The sequence below is a fragment of the Jannaschia seohaensis genome, from assembly GCF_900116765.1.
In the GTDB taxonomy this organism is placed as follows: Bacteria; Pseudomonadota; Alphaproteobacteria; order Rhodobacterales; family Rhodobacteraceae; genus Jannaschia; species Jannaschia seohaensis.
The window spans coordinates 93,866-113,462 of record NZ_UETC01000001.1 but is presented as its reverse complement, the minus strand read 5'-3'; the positions used below and the strand labels follow the sequence as shown (position 1 = coordinate 113,462).

Here is a 19,597-nt window from a genome sequence, read left to right as displayed (position 1 = left end):
ATGCCGAAGGATATCCCAGACCTGAAAGGCTTGGACGGAGAAGGCTCGGTCCAGGTCCACCAGGACGCGAGCGCCCGGATCGAGGGGGCCAAGGTCTTCTCGGTCTATGGCAAGGGCGGGATCGGGAAGTCGACGACGTCGAGCAACCTCTCCGCCGCCTTCACCAAGCTCGGCAAGCGCGTGCTCCAGATCGGCTGCGACCCGAAGCATGACAGCACCTTCACCCTGACCGGGCGGCTGCAATCGACGGTGATCGACACGTTGAAGGAGGTCGATTTCCACGCCGAGGAGCTGCGCCCCGAGGATTTCGTCGCCGTGGGCTATGGTGGCGTGCAATGCGTCGAGGCGGGCGGGCCGCCCGCCGGCACGGGCTGCGGCGGCTATGTCGTGGGGCAGACGGTTAAGCTTCTGAAGCAGCACCACATGCTGGAAGATACCGATGTCGTGATCTTCGACGTTCTGGGCGACGTGGTCTGCGGCGGCTTTGCCGCGCCGCTGCAACATGCCGACCGGGCGCTGATCGTCACCGCCAACGATTTCGACAGCATCTACGCGATGAACCGGATCATCGCGGCGGTGCAGGCCAAGGCCAAGAACTACAAGGTGCGGCTCGCGGGCTGCGTCGCCAACCGCTCCCGCGAGACGGACGAAGTCGACCGCTACTGCAAGGCGGTGGGCTTCGACCGGATCGCGCATATGCCGGATGTCGATGCGATCCGGCGCTCGCGGCTCAAGAAGAAGACGCTCTTCGAGATGCCCGACGAGGAGGACATCGTCCGCTGCCGCGCCGAATACGTGCGGCTTGCGCAGCTGCTCTGGGACGGAACCGAGGGGCTGGCGCCCGAGCCGCTGCCGGATCGCGAGATCTTCGAATTGCTGGGGTTCGACTGATGGTAACCGACGCCCATAGGGATCTTTCCGCGGCCGGGCCCTATGACGCGACCCGGAGTCGCGTGCAGGAATATTTCGACACGCGCGCGGCGGCGGCTTGGCGCGACCTGACCGGCGAGGCCCGGGTGTCGCGCATCCGCGAGACGGTGCGCGCCGGTCGGACCGAAATGCGGGATCTGATCCTGTCGCGCCTGCCCGCCGATCTCACTGGCATGCGGGTGCTCGATGCCGGTTGCGGCACCGGGGCCAAGGCCGAGGCGCTGGCGCTGCGCGGGGCGGAGGTCGTGGCCGTCGACGTGGCCGCCGCGATGCTGACCGTGGCGCAGGACCGGCTGGACCCGGCGGCGCGCCCTCGCGTGCGGTTTCTGATGGGGGATATGTTCGACCGGGATCTGGGGCGGTTTGACGCGGTCGTCGCGCAGGATTCGATGATCTACTACCGCGCCGCCGAGCTGACCGCCCGCCTGGACGAACTTCGCGGCCGCGCCGGTCTGATCGTGACGAGCCTCGCGCCGCGCACCCCTCTGCTGCAGACGATGTTCTGGGCGGGCAAGGCCTTTCCGCGGCGCGATCGCTCCCCGGCGATGGTGCCTCATGACATGAAGAAGCTCGCGGCGCGGCTGGACGGCACCCTCCTCGCCCAGGTTTCGAGCGGGTTCTACATCTCGACCGCGCTGGAGCTGCGCGCATGAGCGGCTTCCGGCATATCGCCCTGAAGGCTCTGCCCTTCAGCGATGCCGGATCGGCGGGCCTGCCGCTGCCGCAATTGCTGCGGCTGTCGCTGTTCCAGATCTCGGTCGGCATGGCCGCCGTGATGCTGCTGGGCACGCTCAACCGGGTGATGATCGTCGAACTGGGTCTTTCGGCCTTCCTGGTCGCCGCGATGATCGCGCTGCCGGTCCTCGTCGCTCCCTTCCGGGCGCTCCTCGGCTTCAAGTCCGACACCTACCGCTCCGCCATCGGGTGGAAGCGCATTCCCTATCTGTGGTTCGGCACGCTCTGGCAGTTCGGCGGGCTCGCGATCATGCCCTTCGCGCTGCTGATCCTGGGCGGCTACGACCAGACCTATGTGCCGCCCTTCGCGGGGGAATTCGCGGCGGCCTGCGCCTTCGTGATGACGGGCCTCGGCATGCACATGACGCAGACGGCGGGCCTGGCCCTGGCCGCCGACCGCGCCGATGACGAGACCCGGCCCCGGGTCGTCGCGCTGCTTTACGTGGCCTTCCTGCTCGGGATGCTGATCAGCGCGATCATCATCGGCTGGCTGCTGCGCGATTTCGATGGGGTCAAGCTGATCCAGGTGGTGCAGGGCACGGCGGTCGTGACGCTGGCGCTCAATGTCGTGGCGCTCTGGAAGCAGGAGAGCCTGCGACCCACCACCAAGGAGGAGCGCGCCGCGCCGCCCCCAGCCTTCAAGGATGCCTGGGCCGACCTGACCCGGGGCGGCACCGCCGGGCGGCTGCTGGCCGCGGTCTTCCTCGGGACCATGGCGTTCAACATGCAGGATGTCCTGCTGGAGCCGTATGGCGGCGAGATCCTGGGCCTGTCGGTGTCGAAGACCACGCTGCTGACGGCGACCTGGGCCATCGGGGCGATCGGTGCCTTCTTCCTGGCGGCGAAATGGCTGACCGAGGGAATCAACACCACGCGCATGGCCGGGCGGGGCGTGCTGGTGGGGATCGGCGCCTTCTGCGCGGTGATCTTCGCCGCGCCGCTCGACTCCGCACCTCTATTCTTCACCGGATCGCTTGGGATCGGCTTCGGCGGTGGGCTTTTCGCCGTGGCCACCCTGACCACGGCCATGACGCTGCCCGTGACCGATCTCGCCGGGCGAGGCCTCGCGCTGGGCGCCTGGGGCGCGGCGCAGGCGACGGCACAGGGGCTCAGCACCGCGCTGGGCGGCGGCATTCGCGACGGCGTGGACGCGCTGGCCAGCACGGGTGTGCTGGGCGAGGCGCTGGCCGCGCCCACGACCGGCTACTCGGTGGTCTACCACCTGGAGATAGGCCTTCTTTTCCTGACGCTCGTGGCGCTCGGCCCGCTCGTCAGACGCACCGAACAGACAGACAGACCCGACCAGAAGGAGGCCAGGATCGGACTGGCCGACTTCCCAACGTAAAGGAGGACCCGATGGAACAGGTGGAACCGTTCTTCGGTCAATTCGACCTCGTGAGCCTCAGCTTGTGGCTCTTCTACGGCTTCTTCGCGCTGCTGATCTTCTATCTGCAGACCGAGAACATGCGGGAAGGCTACCCGCTCGAAAACGACGACGGCACGCTCGCGCCCAATCAGGGGCCGTTCCCGTTGCCGGGGCAGAAGACCTTCACGCTGCCCCACGGCCGCGGCTCGGTGGTGCAGCCGAATGTCGATCCCGAGGGACGCGAGATCGCGATGCGCAAGTCGACTGTGCCCAACGGCTTTCCGTTCGAGCCCACGGGCGATCCGATGCTGGACGGCGTCGGCCCCGCCTCCTGGGCGCCGCGCCGCGACCTGCCTGAGCTTGACGGCCACGGCCACCCGAAGCTCGCGCCCATGAACGGGCTCGACGGCTTCCGCGTGAGCGCCGGCACCGATCCGCGCGGCCTGCCCGTGATGGGCGATGACGGCAAGATTGCGGGCGAGGTCAGCGATATGTGGATCGACGTGCCCGAACAGCTGGTCCGCTATCTGGAAATCGACGTGGCCGATGCCGGCAAGCGGATCGTGCCGCTGACGCTGGCCCGCATCCATGGCGACCATGTCGAGATCAAGGCCCTGCACAAGAAGCACTTCGCTCAGATCCCCGCCACCAAGTCGCCGACCCAGGTGACCATGCTGGAGGAGGAGAAGATCATGGGCTTCGTCGGTGGCGGCAAGCTCTATGCCAGCCTCGACCGGCAGGAGCCGCAGCTCTGAAGACCTGAACGGGAGGACCGGCCCATGGACCATGACGATTTCGACCAGGAGCCCATCAGGGGCCTGCCGCAGATGCTGCCCGACGGCGAACGCATCCTGTGGCAGGGCGCGCCCTCGGCCTGGGCGCTGGCGCGCGATGCGCTGCGCCTGCGCTGGGTGGCGGGCTATTTCATGCTGTTCTTCGGCTGGAATACCGTCTCGATGGCGGCCGAGATGTCATGGGGTCGGGCTGCGGCCGAGTCCTCCTTCTTCCTGGTCCTGGGCCTGGCGTGTTGTGCTCTCTTGGGCGCCATCGCCTGGGCCCAGGCCCGGTCGACCGTCTACACGGTGACCGATCGGCGGGTCATCATGCGCATCGGCGCGGCGCTGACCCTGACGATGCAGTTTCCCTACAAATGGGTCGGCGCCGCCGATCTCGTCACCCGCGCCGACGGCACCGGCACGATCGCGCTTCGGACGCTGGGCGAGACGCGGTTCAGCTACCTCATGCTGTGGCCGCATGCGCGGCCCTGGCGGTTCGCCCGCACACAGCCCGCGCTGCGCTGCATCCCCGAGGCCGCCCGCGTGGCCCGGCTGATCGCCGAGGCCGCGGGCGCCGCCGCGACCCTGCCCGTGATCGCCGAAGAACCGGCGCTCAAGGGCGCCGTCCCCATGCCCGCGGAGTAGAGCCCGATGACCCCCGAAGCCCGCCTGCGCCACCGCGACCGAGAGATGATCCCCACCGTGCTGCTGCGCGCGATGGCGGTTCTCGTCGCCTGCGCGCTCCTGATCACGACCTATGCCACGCTCACCGACCGCCCGCTCGAAGCGATGCCCGCCCTAGACGGCGAGGTGGAGGTCGTGAAGGAGCGGCTGATCTTCCTTCAGGCCGACGGCGTCTCGGGCGCGGCCCGCGTGCTGGACAGCAACGGCTCGGTCATCGCCGATCTTGATCCCAGTCAAGGCGGCTTCGTCGCCGGCGTGGAACGGGTCCTTGCGTTCGAACGGGAAAGACGGGGGGAGACACAGGTGCGGCCGATCCGCCTGGTGCTCTATGCCAATGGCCAACTGAGCCTGCGCGACGACCAGACCGGGTGGCGCGCGGAATTGATCGGATTCGGGGCGAAGAACGCAGACACCTTCGCCAAATTGCTGAACTGAAATCGGGAGGAACGACCCATGGGATTTCTGACGAGAACGCGCGAGAGGGCCCCCTGCACGGTCACCGTCTCGCACCGGTTCGAAGAGCTGTCGGCGCATGTGCGCTTTGATAACGGCGCGGTGGTCCATCCGGGCGACAGCGTCGAGGTGCAGGGCGCCGAGATCATGGCGCCCTATGGCGAATGCGTCGAAGAGCATCGCACCGCCATCATCACCCGCGCCTCCGGGCTGGAGCGGATGTGGACCCGTGCCACCGGCGACCTGGAATTCATGGAGCTCTGCGAGTTCTCTTTCAGCGGGGAGGCCCTGTCGTGAACGTCCAGACCCCGACCCATTCCGCCGATGCCACCACCGTCGAGGCGGCGCTCGCCGCCGACAACCAGCAAGTCGTCGATAGCGAGAGCGCGACCCGCGTGGCGATGTCGAACACGCTGCTGACGCCGCGCTTCTACACCACGGATTTCGACGAGATGGACGCGATCGACGTCTCGCCCGTGCGCGCCGATTGGGACCAGCTGATCGGCCAGATGAAATCCGACCCCAACAAGGGCCATTTCAAGAAGAACGAGGACTGGGACAAGGTCGACTGGGAGGGCATGGACCCGGCCCTGAAGCGGGAATTCATCGACTTCCTGATCTCGTCCTGCACCGCCGAGTTCTCGGGCTGCGTACTCTACAAGGAGATGAAGCGCCGGGGCTCCAACAGCGACATCACAACCCTGTTCCAGCTGATGGCGCGGGACGAGGCGCGGCATGCGGGCTTCATCAACGACGCGCTGCGCGAGGCGGGGATCGCGGTGAACTTGGGCTTCCTGACCCAGAAGAAGAAATACACCTACTTCCGGCCCAAATTCATCTACTACGCGACCTATCTCAGCGAGAAGATCGGCTACGCCCGCTACATCACCATCTTCCGCCATCTGGAGCAGCACCCCGAGCACCGCTTCCACCCGATCTTCAAATGGTTCCGGGAATGGTGCAACGACGAGTTCTCCCATGGGGAAGCCTTTGCCCTGCTGATGAAGACGGACCCGAAGCTGACGAGCGGGATCAATGTCTGGTGGATCAAGTTCTTCCTGACGGCGGTCTACGGCACGATGTATGTGCGCGACCACCAGCGGCCGGAGTTCCACAAAGCGCTGGGCGTCGATCCGGACTGGTATGCCCATTCGGTCTTCTCGAAGACGTCCGAGATCTCCAAGCAGGTCTTCCCGATCACGCTTGATATCGACCACCCGCGTTGGCAGCCGACGCTGGAGCGGCTGAACAAGGCGAATGTCGATCTGGCCGCGGCCGAGAAGAAGACCGGGATCGCGCGCCTTTGGGGTAAGGCCACCGCCTCGGCGCGGGCGGCAGCGGCCTTCGTGTCGCTTTATACCATCCCGGCGGTGCGCCACACGGTGCCCGCGCAAACCCGGTTGGAGCCCGCTTACTGATGTCGCTCGCCTCGCCCTGGACCGCGGCGCTGATCGCCCTGTTCGCCTGGTGGGCCTCCACCGGGGCGATGCTGGTGGTGGTGCGCTGGGCCGACCGGGCGGGGCGGCCCCTGACTTGCGTGCTGGCCACGCTGCCTGTGGGTCTCGCCGGGGCGGCCGGGTTCTGGCTGACCCTGGAGGTGACGAGCGTGGCCGCCGTCTATGGCGCGTTCTTCTCGGCGCTCGCAGTCTGGGCCTGGCTGGAACTGGCCTTCCTCACGGGCATCGTCACCGGCCCCCATCACCTGCCGGCGCGCCCCGGCGTCCCGGAATGGGAGCGGTTCATCCGCGCCTGGGGCACGGTTGCCTATCACGAAATGACCCTGACCGCGGCGCTGATCGCGATGGCTCTGACCGCCCAGGGCGCGGCCAACCGGATCGGGCTCTGGACGTTCGCGATCCTCTATGTCGCGCGGATCAGCGCCAAGCTGAACCTCTATCTCGGGGTGCGGAAGGTGAACACGGAGTTCATCCCCCGCCCCCTGGCCCACTTGCCCAGCCATTTCCGCGAAGCGCGGATCAACTGGCTGTTCCCGACCTCGGTAACGGGGTTGTCATTTGCCGTCGCCTGCCTGCTGGAGCGTGTGGTCCTGACGGAGATGGCGGCCGCGCAAGTGGGGTTTTCGCTGCTGGCGGCGGTCTGTGCGCTGGCATTGTTGGAGCACTGGTTCATGGTGGTCCGTTTGCCAGACGAGAAACTGTGGCGGTGGATGCTGCCGAAGAGAGAGACACTTCTGAAGGAGGGGCCCGATGCCGTTCGATAAACTTTTTGAGGCCCAGCTGGACGCCCTCAAGGCGGAGGGGAACTATCGTTACTTCGCCGATCTGACCCGCGAATGCGGTCAGCACCCGCGCGCCAAGAACACCAAGGACGGCGAGACGCGCGACGTCACCGTCTGGTGCTCCAACGACTATCTCGGCATGGGTCAGCACCCGGATGTCGTGACCGCCATGGCGCGCACCGCCATCGAATGCGGCACCGGCGCCGGGGGCACGCGCAACATCTCCGGCACCCAGCACCAGCACCTGGAGCTGGAGGCGGAGCTGGCCGATCTCCACGGCAAGGAGGCCGCGCTGGTCTTCACCAGCGGCTACGTCTCGAACTGGGCGGCGCTCAGCACCCTGGGCGCGCGGCTGCCCAATGCCGTGATCCTGTCCGACAGCCTCAACCACGCCTCGATGATCGAAGGCATCCGCCATTCCAAGGCGCAAAAGGTCATCTGGAAGCATAACGACGTTGAGGATCTCGACCGCAAGCTGGCCGCGCTGCCCGCCAATGCGACCAAGATCGTCGCCTTCGAGAGCGTCTATTCGATGGATGGCGACATCGCCCCCATCCGCGAGATCGTGGAGGTCGCCGAAAAGCACGGCGCCATGACCTATCTCGACGAAGTCCACGCGGTCGGCATGTACGGCCCCCGCGGCGGCGGCGTGGCCGAGCAAGAGGGGCTGATGGACCGCATCACCCTGATCGAGGGCACGCTGGGCAAGGCGTTTGGCGTGATGGGCGGCTACATCACCGGGTCGGCCGCGCTCTGCGACTTCATCCGCAGCTTCGCCTCCGGGTTCATCTTCACCACCGCCCTGCCGCCCGCCGTGGCCGCCGCGGCGACGACCTCCATCCGCCATCTCAAGGTCAGTCAGATCGAGCGCGACCTTCAGCGCCGCCAAGTCGCGCGTCTGCGCGCGCGGCTCGATGCCGAGGGAATCCCCCACGAGGACAACCCTTCCCACATCATCCCGGTGATGGTGAAGGATCCGGTCAAGACGCGGATGCTGTCGGACTATCTGATGGACGAGTTCGGGATCTACGTGCAGCCGATCAATTACCCGACCGTCCCCAAGGGCACGGAGCGCCTGCGCTTCACCCCCGGCCCGCGACATAGCGACCAAGATATCGAGCACCTGGTCATGGCGCTCAAGGTTCTGTGGAAGCAATGCGCTATCGCGCGCCAGACGGCGTGATCCCGAGACAGGTTGTTATTGGAAGACGGTCATCGGTGGCCTAGGTCTTTGGCAGAACGCATCACTAAGGGAGATGAGAAGCCTATGATCCGCCACCTCACGATCGCCGCGGCCCTGCTGGCCGCCGGCCCCGCCCTCGCTGATGGCCATGCCCTCGACCTCACCGCGACCGGCGACGCCGGCGCCGGCGAGAGCGCGTTCCGCCAGTGCCAGTCCTGCCATGTCGTCGAGAACGACGCGGGCGAGGTCCTTGCGGGCCGTGCGGCCAAGACCGGCCCGAACCTCTACGGCGTCGTCGGCCGCACCGCCGGCTCCGTCGAGGATTTCCGCTATTCCGACATCGTCGTGGCGGCGGGCGAAGCCGGGATGGTTTATGACGAGGCAAACTTTGTCGCCTATGTGCAGGACCCGACCGGTCACTCGCAGGAAGTTTCCGGCGAAAGCGGCCGCAGCAAGATGTCCTACCGGGTGCGCAACGAAGACGACGCCGTGAACCTCTACGCGTTCCTCGCTCAGTTCTCCGAGTAAACCGGAGGCGCCTGGATTTCGCGGGCAAGCACGCCCGTCTCTTCCAGGAATGCGATGCAAGCCCCCGCCGCAAGGTCGGGGGCTTCTTCGTGCAAGAGATGGCCTAGCGCCGACTCCACCCGGAGTTGCGCCCGCGGCAGGCGCCGTGCCATGTCGCGGCTGACCGCCGCGGGAACCGTCCGGTCCCGCTCCCCCGCCAAAAGCAGGACCGGCGCCTCCATGCGCGGCGCGTCGCGGAGAAGCCCGTCCAGAGACCAGTTCGCCATCATCGCCAGTGCGCCCGCCACGTGGGTCCGATCCGAGATCAGCCGGTGGTAGCGGTCCAACGTCGGCGCGTCGATCGCGCTGCCCGTGCCCGACAGAAGCCGCCGGGTCCGCGCGGGCGTCGATCCCATCGTGAAGAGCGGCACCGTGAGCGGGTTCAGCGACAGGGCCTTGGCCATGATCGGAAACAAGAAACCCGCGACGCCGTTGAACATCTGGAACGCGCCGTTGATCGCGATGACCGGGCGCTGTGGCTTGGCGTCCAGAGACAGTCGCAGGGCCAGCGCGGCGCCGGCCGAGTGGCCCAGATAGGCGGCGGGCGTCACCTCCAACTGGGCAAGAAGGGCCGTAATGTCCTCTGCCATGGCGTCGAGCCCGGAGCGGGCGCGGGTGCCCGCCCGGCTGAACCCGTGGCCCGGCAGGTCGATCATGGTCAGCCGCAGGCGCCCGGACAGGCGGGGCGCCAGCGCCGCCCAGGAATGGGTCGACGCCCCGGCGCCGTGCAGCATCAGCAGATCGGGGCCGGTCCCCAGCTGTTGGACATGCCAGCGATGGGGACGGCTCTCGACGATGCGGCTGGCCTCGGCGTTGGGCCAATCCTGGGGGATCATCCCAGCGCGTCCGACACCGCATGGGAAAGGCGGGCCGCATCCGCGCGGGGCAGGGGCAGGCAGTCGGCGCCCATCTCGCGGGCCAGGTCGCGCAGGGCGGGGCTGGGCCGGTTGCCGGCGTCGATCACCATGGCGGTCACACCCGCGGCGCGCAGGGCGCGGCCCATGGCGGTGGCATCGCCGATCGCTTCGGCCCGGTCCGCCCGGCCCGAGAGAGCCACATTGGGCCGCCCGTCGGTCAGTAGCACGACCGCGGGATCCATGCCGCGGCCGCGTGCCTGCACCGCCTGCTCCAGGGCGGTGCGTAGCCCGGCGGCCAGCGGCGTGCCGCCGCCGCCCGGCAGGCCCGACAGTTCCTTGCGGGTGCGCAACAGGGAGCGGGTGGGCGGCAGCAGGCACTCGGCCTGCGTGCCCCGGAAGGAGACCAGCGCGACGTGGTCCCGGCGCGAATAGGCCTGGGCGAGGAGCAGCTCTACCGCGCCCTTCACCTCCCCCAGCCGCGCGAAGGCGGCGGAGCCGGAGGCGTCGACGGCGAAGATGACAAGACGATCGGAGCGGGTCTCATAGCGCTTCAGCCGGATGTCGCCGGCGCGGACCTGGACGGTCTGGCCGGGCCCTGCGCCACGGAGCGTCTGCCAGGGGGCCGCGGCCCGCAGCGTGGCGACAAGGTCGATGCGCGCGCGGCCATCCGGGCGGCCGGGGCGCGGCGGCAGGGGCCGGCCCCTGCGATTGCCCTTTCGCGCCGCGCCGGTCCCCAGACCGGTCGCGCGCGGGACCGGCCCTTGGGCCAGCCGTTCGAGCAGGTCGGGCGGCAGGCTGGCCAGCGCCGCCTCGAGTAGCAGATCGCCTTCGGGCAGGGCATCGTTCTCGGCGGCGGGCGGGGGCGCGTCATCGGAGGCCGGCCTGTCGGCCGCCTCCTCTTCCGCTGGATCCGGGGGCAGGCGGGTCGCGTGGGGGGCCAGGGCACAGGTGACGGCGAAGGCGAGATCGGCTTCGGACGGGGTGTCGCGACCGTCGATCTGCGCGGAGGCCCGAGCCAGGAGCAGGGCGAGGCGCGGGCGGCGGATCGAACCGATGCCGAGGGCGACGGACAGGGCGGCAAGGCGTTCGGCCGGGGCGTCTGCCGGCGCCTCATCGTCCAGAGGGGTCAGGCCGGGCATGTCGCTCGCGCGCAGACCCTCCAGATCGAGCGAGATGGCGAGCCGGTCGGCGAGGGCAGGGGCGAGGCGTTCCTCTGACTCGGCCCCTTCGTCCAGCGCGATCAGCGTGTGGCCCCCGCCATCCAGCGCTTGTCCCAGCCGGGCCGCCAGGGCCGGGGTCGCTCGCTCCGCCATGGCGAGGATCAGCGTGTCGCAGCGCGCGAGCAGCCCCGCCCGCGTCACCGGGCGACCGCTGCGCAGCGTCTCGGACAGGTCGAGCCCGCCGAAGAGCGCCTCGTCCCCCGTATCCGGGTGTAGCCGGGCCGCACCGGGCAGGAAGTCGTGGAGCAGGCGCAGCAACCGATTGCGCGCATCGCTGGAGCGGGCGCGCAGGTGCAGGCCGCCCAAGGCCAGCGGCTCGCGGGCGAGGCAATGGGCGGCGCGGACCGCGACGGCCCAGGGATCGGTCACGCGGCGACCTCCTCCGGGAAGGCCTCGGCCAGGGCGCGGGCGATGCGCGCGGTGCTGCCGGCCTCGTCCAGCGGGTCGCGGCGCAGGCGGTGGCGCAGCGCCATGGGCGCGACGCGGGTCAGATGCGCGCGGGTGGGCGACTCGCCGTCGAAGGCGGCCAGGGCGCGGGCGGCGCGCAGCAGGGTCAGCTCTCCGCGCAGGCCGTCGGCGCCGAGCGCGAGGCAGAGGGCGGCGCAATCATGAAGCAACGCCTCCGCCGCGCCGGCCTTCGGCAGCGCGCTGCGGGCCGCAACGATGCGGTCGCGCAAGGCGGCCTCCTCGGCGCTCTGCGCGGCCACGAAGGAGGCGCGGTCGCGGTCGAAGGCATCGCGGCGGCGCAGCACTTCGACCCGTTCTTCGACGGTGCCAGGCGACGTCACCTCGACCGACAGGCCGAATCGGTCGAGCAGCTGAGGGCGCAGTTCCCCCTCCTCGGGGTTGCCGGACCCGACCAGGACGAAGCGCGCGGGATGGCGAATCGACAGCCCCTCGCGCTCGACCACGTTCTCGCCGGACTGGGCCACGTCGAGCAGCAGGTCGACGATGTGGTCCTCCAGCAGGTTGATCTCGTCGATATAGAGATAGCCGCGATTGGAGCGGGCCAGCAGGCCCGGCTCGAACGCCTTTTCGCCGCGGGTCAGCGCTCGTTCGATGTCGAGCGCGCCCGTCACCCGGTCCTCGGTGACGCCCAGCGGCAGATCGACCACCGGCGTGGGCCGGGTGACGACCTCGCCCACGGGACCGGCCCAGTCAGGCACCTCCGCCCGGCTGGCCGAGTTGACGGGGCAGCGGTCGATCATCTGCAAGGGCGGCAGGAGAGAGGACAGCGCCCGCACCGCCGTCGACTTGCCCGTGCCCCGGTCGCCAAAGACGAGAACGCCGCCGATGCCGGGATCTACCGCGGTCAGGATCATCGCGGTCTTCATCTCGGACTGGCCGACGATGGCGGTGAAGGGGAACGGGATCATGTGAGCACCTCGGCGGCGGGACGGCCCTGCCAGACGCCTTGTGCGTCGGCGATGGCAAAGCGGGCATAAAGTTCCTCGGCGAACCAGTCGCCGGCGCGAACCGCCTCGATGGCGGCGGCATGGGGGCCGGAGGTCCTGGCGAATCGGGCCATGGACGCGGCGTCCGGCCAGATCGAAAAGGTGACCTGGTGGAAGAACGGCACCTCGCCCACGCCGATCTTGAGCCGCACGTCCGGGTTGCCGCCGATCCGGCGGGAGATGTCGGGCACACGGCGCCAGAAGCGGAACAGGTTGGCCGGGCGGACCGTCGCACGGGTCAGCGCGGCGAGGGGGCCGGTGCTCTGGCCCTCGCTCAGCGGGCGGAACGGCGAGACGCCGGACCAGCGCCCCCGCGCGGTCAGGGGCCGCAGCGTCAGGGTGCAGACCTCGGCCGCGCGGCGGGCGTAGCGGGCGAAGACCGGGGCTTCGAGGCCGTGCTGGGCCGCGTCCGCATCGGTCCAGGCGCAGAGGATCGCATAGACGCCCGTATTCGGGATCGGCGTAAAGCCCTCGCCCGTGCCCGATCCCATCAGCTTCCAGAAGGTGAGGCCCGGCACATGCCGCATGGCCGCCCGCGCCAGACCCATCTGCGCGAAGGCCCAGAGTCGCGCCGAGAGCGGCCCGAAACGGTAGAGCGAGAGCGTGACGGTTTGGATCGGTCCGGTCCCTGGAAATGGCCCAACGAAGGGAGGGCTTGTCGTAGCTTACATGAATACTGTAAACTGAGATAGACAGCCCTGCCAAGCCATCTGAGGTGACCGCGACCGCATGACACGTCATCCCACCTTCGAGCCGACGGGCCGATCCCGCGCGGTGGTCATCGGCGCGGGGCTCGGCGGGCTCGCCGCCGCCATGCGTCTCGGCGCCAAGGGCTGGCACGTCACCGTGCTTGACCGACTCGACACGCCTGGCGGACGGGCGTCATCGATCACGTCGGGCGGGCATCGCTTCGATCTGGGCCCCACCATCGTCACCGCGCCCGAGGTGTTCCGCCGGCTCTTCGCCGATTGCGGGCACGACTTCGACGCGGCGATCGACCTGATCCCGCTGGATCCTTTCTATACGATTCGCTGGCCGGACGGCTCGCATCTGGCGGCGCGGGCCGAGGATGCGGATATGGAGGCCGAGATCGCCCGTCTCTCGCCCGGAGACGTGGCGGGGTGGCGCCGCTTCCTGCGCGACGCCGAGGAGCGGTATATCGTCGGCTACGAGGGAATGCTGACCAAGCCGATGCATCGCTTCGTCGAGACGGCGAAGGTGCTGCCGCGCTTCGCCATGCTGCGGGCCGACCGCTCGATCCTGTCCCTGGCCCGGTCGCGGGTGAAGGATGAGCGGCTTCGCATGGCGCTGTCGTTCCACCCGCTCTTCATCGGCGGCGATCCGGCGCGGGTGACGTCGATGTATGCGCTGGTCAGCCATCTGGAGAAGACCCAGGGCGTCCACTACGCGATGGGCGGGGTCGGCGCGATGGCGCGGGCCATGGTCGACGTGATCGAAGGCCAAGGCGGCGAGGTCCGGCTGGGCATCCAGGTCGATCAGGTGACGCAGGATGCGCGCGGCCGTGCCTCGGGTGTGCGCCTGACCTCCGGGGAGGAGGTCGCCTCCGACATCGTGGTGTCGAACGCCGATGCGGGGCACACCTATGCCAAGATGCTCAAAGGCCGGACGCGGCACCGTTGGACCGACCGGAAGCTGGGCCGGGCGCGGTGGTCGATGGGGCTCTTTGTCTGGTATTTCGGGACCAAGGGCACGCGCGACATGTGGCCCGATCTGGGCCATCACACCATTCTGTCCGGGCCCCGGTATGAGGGGCTGCTGCGCGACGTCTTCCGCCGCGGGCATCTGTCAGAGGACATGAGCCTCTATATCCACCGCCCCTCGGTTACCGACCCCTCGGTCGCGCCGCCCGGGGACGACACGTTCTACGCGCTTTCGCCCGTGCCGCATCTGGGTCACCGCGACCCGGTCGATTGGGGGCAGGAGGCGGAAAGCTACCGCCAGAAGGTGCAGGCCGTGCTGGAGCGGGAGTTGATGCCGGGCCTCGGTGATCACGTCACCGCCAGTATGTGTCTGACGCCGCGGGATTTCCGCGACCGCTATCTCTCGCCTCATGGCTGCGGCTTTTCGATCGAGCCGCGGATCCTGCAATCGGCCTGGTTCCGGCCCCATAACGTCTCGGAGGAGGCGCCGGGCCTCTTCCTGGTGGGCGCGGGAACGCATCCGGGCGCGGGGCTGCCGGGCGTGGTCGCCTCGGCCGAGGTGCTGGAGCAGGTCGTGCCACCGGCGCGGCGGGTGGAGACCTGGCACGCCGGGGTCGCAAGGCCGGTTCCGCAGGCTGCCGAATGAGCGTGCATGCCGATATGGACCACTGCCGGGAGGCGATCCGCACCGGCTCCCATTCCTTCCACGCGGCGTCGCGGCTGCTGCCCGCTTCGGTGCGCGACCCGGCGCTGGCGCTTTATGCGTTCTGCCGGCTGGCCGACGACTCGGTCGACGAGGTCGCGGACAAGGCGCCCGCCGTCCTGCGGCTGAAGGACCGGCTGGACGCCGTCTATGCCGGGCGCCCCGCCAACGTGCCCGCCGACCGGGCCTTTGCCCGGGTGATCGAGGATTTCGACATGCCCCGCGCCCTGCCCGAAGCCCTGCTGGAGGGGCTGGCCTGGGACGCGCAGGGGCGTACCTATGCCGATCTGGGCGCCCTGCGCGGCTATTCGGCCCGGGTGGCCAGCGCCGTGGGCGCGATGATGTGCGTGCTGATGCGCGTGCGGGATGCCGACGCGCTGGCGCGGGCCTGCGACCTGGGCGTGGCGATGCAGTTGACCAATATCGCCCGCGACGTGGGCGAGGATGCGCGCGCCGGGCGGCTCTATCTTCCGACGGATTGGTTCGCCGCCGCGGGGCTGGAGCCGGCGGCTTTCCTGGCCAATCCGCGCCCCGACCCGGTCATCCGCGAGATGACCCGCCGCCTGCTGGCCGAGGCGCAGAGGCTCTACCACCGCTCCGAAACCGGCATCCGCGCCCTGCCGCTGGCCGCACGGCCCGGCATCATGGCGGCGCGCTACGTCTATGACGGGATCGGTGGCGAGGTGCGGCGCGCGGGCTTCGACAGCGTGACCCGCCGGGCCCATACCTCGCGAGGCCAAAAGCTGGGCTGGCTGGGCCGCGCCGTGGTCCAGGCCGGGATGGTCTCGCTGGTGCCCCGCTCTCCGGTCCTGCATGCGCGGCCGCTGGACGAGACCGCCTTCCTGGTGGCCGCCGCCAGCGATCCCCGTCCGGTCCAGGGCGGGTGGAGCGACGATGTGCTCGATGTCTTCTCGCAGCTCGCCGCTCAAGACCGCCATATGGACGGGGGCCGGGCGCGGCCTATCTAACCGTTATGGATTGGATCCTCTTCGCCATCTTCCTTCTCGCCACATTCGGGGCGGGCGCGACCGGCGCCATGTTTCCGCCGGGCGACTGGTACGACCGCCTCGAAAAACCGCCATGGACGCCGCCGAACTGGGTTTTCCCGGTCGTTTGGACATCGCTCTATCTCGCGCTGGCCTTCGTGGGCGCGCGGCTGGCGCCGATGGCGGGCTCCGAATACGCGATGGCGTTCTGGGCGATGCAGATCGCGTTCAACGCGCTCTGGACGCCCGTCTTTTTCGGGCTGCGCAAGATGCGCGCCGCCTTCGTGGTGATGCTGCTGCTCTGGGTCGCGGTGGCGGGGCTGGTCGCGTCGGCCTGGCCGCTCGACCGGCTTTCGGCGCTGCTGATGCTGCCCTATCTGCTCTGGGTCACGATCGCCGGGGCGCTGAACGCGTCGGTCCTGCGCCGCAACCCGTCATTCGCCTAGATAGGCCCGCAGCGCCGGGGTCGGCTCGGCAAAGAGCGCCTCGGTCGACGCGGGCGGGATCAGCGCACCATCGGCGATGAGGCAGGTGGCGTCGGCCACGGCGCGCGCGTCCTCCGGGTGATGGGTCACCATCAGAACCGACAGGCCCTCGGCCCGGGCTGTCTCCCGCAGCAGGGTCAGCATGTCGCGGCGGAGGGCAGGACCCAGCGCCGAGAACGGCTCGTCCAGCAGCAACCAGGGCCGGCCGCGCAACAAGGCCCGCGCCAGGGCCGCTCGGCTCTGCTGGCCGCCGGAGAGGTCGCGCGGGCGGCGCGCCTCCAACCCTTCCAGCCCGACCCGGGCCAGCACCGCGGCCTGCGCGTCCTTCTGCGCGGGCGACAGGCGCAGGTCGGGGCGCAGGCCCAGCCCGACATTCTGCGCCACCGTCAGATGCGGAAAGAGGTTGTTGTCCTGGAATAGCATCGAGAGCGGCCGATCCCCGGGCGCCAATCCGGTGATGTCGGTGCCTGCGATCCGTATGCTCCCGCGCACGGGGTCAAGGAACCCCGCGATGGCGGCCAGAAGGGTCGACTTGCCCGACCCGCTCGCCCCCATCAGCGCGGTGATCTGGCCCGCCTGGAGGACCGTGTCCGCGGTCAGGCGGAACGCCCCCTGCACGATCTCCAGCCCGTCGAGTTCAAGCATCCCGCGATCCTCTCTCGAACAGCCAGAACAGCCCCAGGCTCAGGATGACCAGCAGCAGCGCCGCGGCCTTCGCCTCCTCCATCCGATAGGAGCCCATGAGTTGGTAGAGCATCAAGGGCAGTGTTGCCTGTTCCGGCGTCGCGAACAGCGTGATGACGCCCAGATCGCCCGCCGCCAGCGCCGCCGTCAGCCCCGCCGCAAAGCCCGCCGGACGGCGCAGGCGCGGCAGGCCGACCCGGCGCAGCCAGACCCATCCGGTCAGGCCGAGCGAGGCCGACAGGCGCCCGTAATCCGCGTCGAGCTCCCGCATGGCGGGGATCAAGGCGCGCAATGCGAAGGGCAGGGCCAGCACCACGTTGACCAGCAGCGTCACCGGCAGCGCAAAGGCGATCGGATTGGCCAGCGGCAAGAGCAGCAGGTAGAGTCCGGTGCCCAGAACCAGCGGCGAGGCGGCGACGGCAAGCGTCCCCGCGGCCTCGACCCAAGGGGCCCGCAGGGCCGCGACCGCCATGGCCAGCGCCAGCCCCACCGTCAACAGCGCCGCGCCCAGCGCGATGGCGAGCGAGCGCGCGGCTGCCGTCCAGACCGCAGCGGGCAGGTTCGTGAGGTGCAGCGCGCCTTCGGCCAGGACCAGGACCATCGGCAGCAGAAGGAAGGCGCAGGCCAGGGCGATGACCCCTCCGTCCTGCCCCCGCAGCAGCGGTCCTGACGAGTCCCAGCGCGGCACGACCCGGTCCTGACCTGCGCCGAAGCCCGAGGGCAGGGTGAGGCGCAACGCCGCGAAGGCGGCGAGGCCTCCCAGCGCCAGTTGAACGCCCCCTAGGGCCGCCGCGCGGCCGAGGTCGAAATCGAAGCGGAACGCCTGGTAGATCGCCAGCTCGACCGTCGTGGCCCGGGGGCCGCCGCCCAGCGCGAGGGCCACGGCGAAGGAGGTCGTGCAGATCAGGAAGATGACCAGGGCCACGCCCGGGACCGTCGCCCGTAGCATCGGCCATTCCAGCAGGCGAAACGTGTCGCCCGGCCCGAAGCCCAGCGCGGCGGCGAGGCGCAGCCGCTCCCCGGGGATCGCCTGCCAGCCTTGCAGGATCAGCCGGGTGGCCAGCGGCATGTTGAAGAAGACATGAGCCAGGATCACGCCTTGCGCGCCGTAGATCGAGGGCGGGTCCAGCCCGGCAAGGCCCGCGATCCAGGCGATCGGCCCGGTCCTCCCGAACACGGCGACGAGGCCCAGGACGGCGACGATGACCGGTAGGATGAAGGGCGCCCCCAGCAGCAGCACCACGGCATCGCGCCCCGCAAAGCGCCGCCGAGCCAGCGCGCGGGCGACGGGGATGGCGAGGAGGACCGAGAGGGCCGACGAGCATGCCGCCTGCCAGAGCGTGAAGCGCAGCGCGCCCCAATCCGAGGCGCGCAGGCCCGCCCAGCCCTCGGCCCGCCAGGCCACGGCCAGCAAGGGGCCGAGCAGCACGACGAGCACCGCGAGCGCCGCGGCGGTGCCCAGCCGCGTGCCCGGTCCTCGGCTCACGACCGGCTCAGCGGCCCAGGCCAGCCTCGAAGGCGGCCACGGCCTTGTCCCGCAGCGTCTCCGCGTCGCCCGAACCATAGATCAGCGCGGTCGCCGGCATGTCCAACTGCGCGAATCCCTCGGGCATCTTGGCCGGGTCCAGCTTGGCCGGCAGGGACCAGTTGCCCTCGGGGATGATCGACTGGAAATCCTCGGTCAGGATGAAGTCCAGGAAGGCCTGCGCCAGTTCCGGCTGGTCGCTGCCCGCGATCTGCCCGGCGGTCTCGACCAGGACGTAATGGCCCTCCTCGAAGATGGCGGCCTTCTTCGTGTCGTCGCCCTCGGCGATGATGTGGTAGGCGGGCGAGGTCGTGTAGCTCAGCACCATGTCCGCCTCGCCTTCGGTGAACATGCCATAGCTTTCGGACCAGCCGCGGGTAACGGTCACGATCTTGGGCGCGAGCGCGGCCCAGGCGTTTTCGGCCTCGTCGCCGAAGACCTTCTGGATCCAGAGCGCCAGCGCCAGCCCCGAGACCGAGGTGCGCGGGTCCTGTACCACCAGCGCCAGATCGTCGGGCGCGTCGAGTAGCGCCTGGAAGCTCTCGGGCGCCTCCGCCAGCCGGGTGGTGTCGTAGACGAAGGCGGTGTGGCTCCAGTTGAACGGCACGAAGGTCTCGTCGGTCCATTCGATGGGCATGGTCAGCCCCTCGATCTCCACGCCATGGGGGGCGAAGAGCCCGGTCTGGCGCGCCCGCTCCGCGTCGTCGGCGTTCAGCCCAATGACGACATCCGCCGTGGTCCGCTCCCCTTCCAGGCGCAGGCGGGGCAGGAGGTCGCCGGTGACGTATTCGATCTCGCAGTCGCACTCGGCTTCGAAGGCGGCTTTGATCGCGGGGCCGGGGCCCCATTCGGAGGCGAAGTAATCAGGGGCATAGACCGTGAGGGGCTCGGCGGCGGCGGCCGAGGCGATCAAGGTCAGTCCCGTGGCGATGGTCAGTCTCATCTCTCAACTCCCAAGGCGGCGGGCGGGGGTGAGGAGACGTGACGTCGGACCTTCCCTCCGCCGGTCTTAACCGGGTCAGGTTCAACGGGTTCGCATACGCATCTCAGCCGTGACGGCACCCCGAGGTGTGGCGAGAGGTAGGGGAG

Annotated in this window: 21 protein-coding genes and 1 riboswitch; of the genes, 14 read left to right on the top strand and 7 right to left on the bottom strand. The window is 69.5% G+C overall.

Annotation, left to right across the window (positions count from 1 at the left end; genetic code table 11):
• From bchL to DTQ71_RS00505, 11 genes are all read left to right on the top strand, one after another.
• On the top strand, positions 1-891 hold the full coding sequence (gene bchL / locus DTQ71_RS00555; protein ID WP_109562351.1) for a ferredoxin:protochlorophyllide reductase (ATP-dependent) iron-sulfur ATP-binding protein: 891 nt from the start codon (positions 1-3) through the stop codon (positions 889-891).
• On the top strand, positions 891-1,583 hold the full coding sequence (gene bchM / locus DTQ71_RS00550; protein WP_109562350.1) for a magnesium protoporphyrin IX methyltransferase: 693 nt from the start codon (positions 891-893) through the stop codon (positions 1,581-1,583). Before bchL ends, bchM begins: the two co-directional genes overlap by 1 nt.
• Positions 1,580-3,010, top strand: a complete 1,431-nt coding sequence (locus DTQ71_RS00545) for a PucC family protein (protein ID WP_109562349.1) — start codon at positions 1,580-1,582, stop codon at positions 3,008-3,010. Before bchM ends, DTQ71_RS00545 begins: the two co-directional genes overlap by 4 nt.
• 11 nt (positions 3,011-3,021) lie before the next feature.
• Complete coding sequence (gene puhA, locus DTQ71_RS00540; RefSeq protein ID WP_109562348.1) at positions 3,022-3,786, top strand: photosynthetic reaction center subunit H; 765 nt, start codon at positions 3,022-3,024, stop codon at positions 3,784-3,786.
• Between the two features lie 24 nt (positions 3,787-3,810).
• Complete coding sequence (gene puhB / locus DTQ71_RS00535) at positions 3,811-4,452, top strand: photosynthetic complex putative assembly protein PuhB (RefSeq protein WP_109562347.1); 642 nt, start codon at positions 3,811-3,813, stop codon at positions 4,450-4,452.
• Between the two features lie 6 nt (positions 4,453-4,458).
• Positions 4,459-4,926, top strand: coding sequence for a photosynthetic complex assembly protein PuhC (gene puhC / locus DTQ71_RS00530; RefSeq protein ID WP_109562346.1), 468 nt, complete (start codon positions 4,459-4,461; stop codon positions 4,924-4,926).
• Positions 4,927-4,944: 18 nt separating this feature from the next.
• Positions 4,945-5,241, top strand: coding sequence for a hypothetical protein (locus DTQ71_RS00525; protein ID WP_109562345.1), 297 nt, complete (start codon positions 4,945-4,947; stop codon positions 5,239-5,241).
• The gene (gene acsF, locus DTQ71_RS00520) at positions 5,238-6,362 is read left to right on the top strand and encodes a magnesium-protoporphyrin IX monomethyl ester (oxidative) cyclase (protein ID WP_109562344.1); all 1,125 of its coding nucleotides are present in this window, start codon (positions 5,238-5,240) and stop codon (positions 6,360-6,362) included. Before DTQ71_RS00525 ends, acsF begins: the two co-directional genes overlap by 4 nt.
• Positions 6,362-7,165 carry a putative photosynthetic complex assembly protein PuhE gene (gene puhE / locus DTQ71_RS00515; RefSeq protein ID WP_109562343.1) on the top strand — a complete coding sequence of 268 codons (804 nt, stop codon included), beginning with the start codon at positions 6,362-6,364 and terminating at the stop codon, positions 7,163-7,165. The genes acsF and puhE overlap by 1 nt, the downstream gene beginning before the upstream one ends.
• Positions 7,152-8,366, top strand: coding sequence for a 5-aminolevulinate synthase (hemA, locus tag DTQ71_RS00510; protein ID WP_109562342.1), 1,215 nt, complete (start codon positions 7,152-7,154; stop codon positions 8,364-8,366). The genes puhE and hemA overlap by 14 nt, the downstream gene beginning before the upstream one ends.
• Positions 8,367-8,450: 84 nt before the next feature.
• Complete coding sequence (locus DTQ71_RS00505; protein ID WP_170125253.1) at positions 8,451-8,894, top strand: c-type cytochrome; 444 nt, start codon at positions 8,451-8,453, stop codon at positions 8,892-8,894.
• Here DTQ71_RS00505 and bchO read toward each other — a convergent pair.
• From bchO to crtA, 4 genes are read right to left on the bottom strand one after another with little or no spacing between them, the layout of a single operon-like run.
• The gene (bchO, locus tag DTQ71_RS00500) at positions 8,879-9,769 is read right to left on the bottom strand and encodes an alpha/beta fold hydrolase BchO (RefSeq protein WP_109562341.1); all 891 of its coding nucleotides are present in this window, start codon (positions 9,767-9,769) and stop codon (positions 8,879-8,881) included. The two genes, DTQ71_RS00505 and bchO, sit on opposite strands and share 16 nt — an antisense overlap.
• Positions 9,766-11,379 carry a VWA domain-containing protein gene (locus tag DTQ71_RS00495; protein ID WP_109562340.1) on the bottom strand — a complete coding sequence of 538 codons (1,614 nt, stop codon included), beginning with the start codon at positions 11,377-11,379 and terminating at the stop codon, positions 9,766-9,768. Before DTQ71_RS00495 ends, bchO begins: the two co-directional genes overlap by 4 nt.
• The gene (gene bchI, locus DTQ71_RS00490) at positions 11,376-12,386 is read right to left on the bottom strand and encodes a magnesium chelatase ATPase subunit I (RefSeq protein ID WP_109562339.1); all 1,011 of its coding nucleotides are present in this window, start codon (positions 12,384-12,386) and stop codon (positions 11,376-11,378) included. Before bchI ends, DTQ71_RS00495 begins: the two co-directional genes overlap by 4 nt.
• Positions 12,383-13,081, bottom strand: coding sequence for a spheroidene monooxygenase (gene crtA / locus DTQ71_RS00485; RefSeq protein ID WP_109562338.1), 699 nt, complete (start codon positions 13,079-13,081; stop codon positions 12,383-12,385). Before crtA ends, bchI begins: the two co-directional genes overlap by 4 nt.
• A 112-nt stretch (positions 13,082-13,193) precedes the next feature.
• Here crtA and DTQ71_RS00480 point away from each other — a divergent pair, with 112 nt between their 5' ends.
• From DTQ71_RS00480 to tspO, 3 genes are read left to right on the top strand one after another with little or no spacing between them, the layout of a single operon-like run.
• Entirely contained in the window at positions 13,194-14,771 is a 1,578-nt protein-coding gene (locus DTQ71_RS00480) for a phytoene desaturase (protein WP_109562337.1), read from the top strand.
• Complete coding sequence (gene crtB, locus DTQ71_RS00475) at positions 14,768-15,796, top strand: 15-cis-phytoene synthase (RefSeq protein WP_109562336.1); 1,029 nt, start codon at positions 14,768-14,770, stop codon at positions 15,794-15,796. Before DTQ71_RS00480 ends, crtB begins: the two co-directional genes overlap by 4 nt.
• A gap of 5 nt (positions 15,797-15,801) precedes the next feature.
• Positions 15,802-16,260 (top strand): tryptophan-rich sensory protein TspO, encoded by a 459-nt coding sequence (tspO, locus tag DTQ71_RS00470; protein WP_109562335.1) that lies wholly within the window; start codon positions 15,802-15,804, stop codon positions 16,258-16,260.
• Here the strand turns inward: tspO and DTQ71_RS00465 are convergent.
• The 3 genes from DTQ71_RS00465 to DTQ71_RS00455 are packed head-to-tail and all read right to left on the bottom strand — an operon-like array spanning position 16,249 to position 19,451.
• Positions 16,249-16,944: a thiamine ABC transporter ATP-binding protein gene (locus DTQ71_RS00465; RefSeq protein ID WP_109562334.1), complete on the bottom strand. Its 696-nt coding sequence runs from the start codon at positions 16,942-16,944 to the stop codon at positions 16,249-16,251. The two genes, tspO and DTQ71_RS00465, sit on opposite strands and share 12 nt — an antisense overlap.
• Complete coding sequence (locus DTQ71_RS00460; protein ID WP_109563090.1) at positions 16,937-18,493, bottom strand: ABC transporter permease family protein; 1,557 nt, start codon at positions 18,491-18,493, stop codon at positions 16,937-16,939. Before DTQ71_RS00460 ends, DTQ71_RS00465 begins: the two co-directional genes overlap by 8 nt.
• Positions 18,477-19,451, bottom strand: coding sequence for a thiamine ABC transporter substrate-binding protein (locus DTQ71_RS00455; protein ID WP_109562333.1), 975 nt, complete (start codon positions 19,449-19,451; stop codon positions 18,477-18,479). Before DTQ71_RS00455 ends, DTQ71_RS00460 begins: the two co-directional genes overlap by 17 nt.
• 35 nt (positions 19,452-19,486) lie before the next feature.
• A riboswitch (TPP riboswitch) is annotated at positions 19,487-19,584 on the bottom strand.
• Positions 19,585-19,597: the final 13 nt, after the last annotated feature.

Excerpts from the sequence above, each read along its gene's own strand:
- bchL (WP_109562351.1), top strand. The coding sequence starts at position 1 with ATGCCGAAGGATATCCCAGACCTGAAAGGCTTGGACGGAGAAGGCTCG.
- bchM (WP_109562350.1), top strand. The coding sequence starts at position 891 with ATGGTAACCGACGCCCATAGGGATCTTTCCGCGGCCGGGCCCTATGAC.
- DTQ71_RS00545 (WP_109562349.1), top strand. The coding sequence starts at position 1,580 with ATGAGCGGCTTCCGGCATATCGCCCTGAAGGCTCTGCCCTTCAGCGAT.
- puhA (WP_109562348.1), top strand. The coding sequence starts at position 3,022 with ATGGAACAGGTGGAACCGTTCTTCGGTCAATTCGACCTCGTGAGCCTC.
- puhB (WP_109562347.1), top strand. The coding sequence starts at position 3,811 with ATGGACCATGACGATTTCGACCAGGAGCCCATCAGGGGCCTGCCGCAG.
- puhC (WP_109562346.1), top strand. The coding sequence starts at position 4,459 with ATGACCCCCGAAGCCCGCCTGCGCCACCGCGACCGAGAGATGATCCCC.
- DTQ71_RS00525 (WP_109562345.1), top strand. The coding sequence starts at position 4,945 with ATGGGATTTCTGACGAGAACGCGCGAGAGGGCCCCCTGCACGGTCACC.
- puhE (WP_109562343.1), top strand. The coding sequence starts at position 6,362 with ATGTCGCTCGCCTCGCCCTGGACCGCGGCGCTGATCGCCCTGTTCGCC.
- hemA (WP_109562342.1), top strand. The coding sequence starts at position 7,152 with ATGCCGTTCGATAAACTTTTTGAGGCCCAGCTGGACGCCCTCAAGGCG.
- DTQ71_RS00505 (WP_170125253.1), top strand. The coding sequence starts at position 8,451 with ATGATCCGCCACCTCACGATCGCCGCGGCCCTGCTGGCCGCCGGCCCC.
- bchO (WP_109562341.1), bottom strand. The coding sequence starts at position 9,769 with ATGATCCCCCAGGATTGGCCCAACGCCGAGGCCAGCCGCATCGTCGAG.
- bchI (WP_109562339.1), bottom strand. The coding sequence starts at position 12,386 with ATGATCCCGTTCCCCTTCACCGCCATCGTCGGCCAGTCCGAGATGAAG.
- DTQ71_RS00480 (WP_109562337.1), top strand. The coding sequence starts at position 13,194 with ATGACACGTCATCCCACCTTCGAGCCGACGGGCCGATCCCGCGCGGTG.
- crtB (WP_109562336.1), top strand. The coding sequence starts at position 14,768 with ATGAGCGTGCATGCCGATATGGACCACTGCCGGGAGGCGATCCGCACC.
- tspO (WP_109562335.1), top strand. The coding sequence starts at position 15,802 with ATGGATTGGATCCTCTTCGCCATCTTCCTTCTCGCCACATTCGGGGCG.
- DTQ71_RS00465 (WP_109562334.1), bottom strand. The coding sequence starts at position 16,944 with ATGCTTGAACTCGACGGGCTGGAGATCGTGCAGGGGGCGTTCCGCCTG.
- DTQ71_RS00455 (WP_109562333.1), bottom strand. The coding sequence starts at position 19,451 with ATGAGACTGACCATCGCCACGGGACTGACCTTGATCGCCTCGGCCGCC.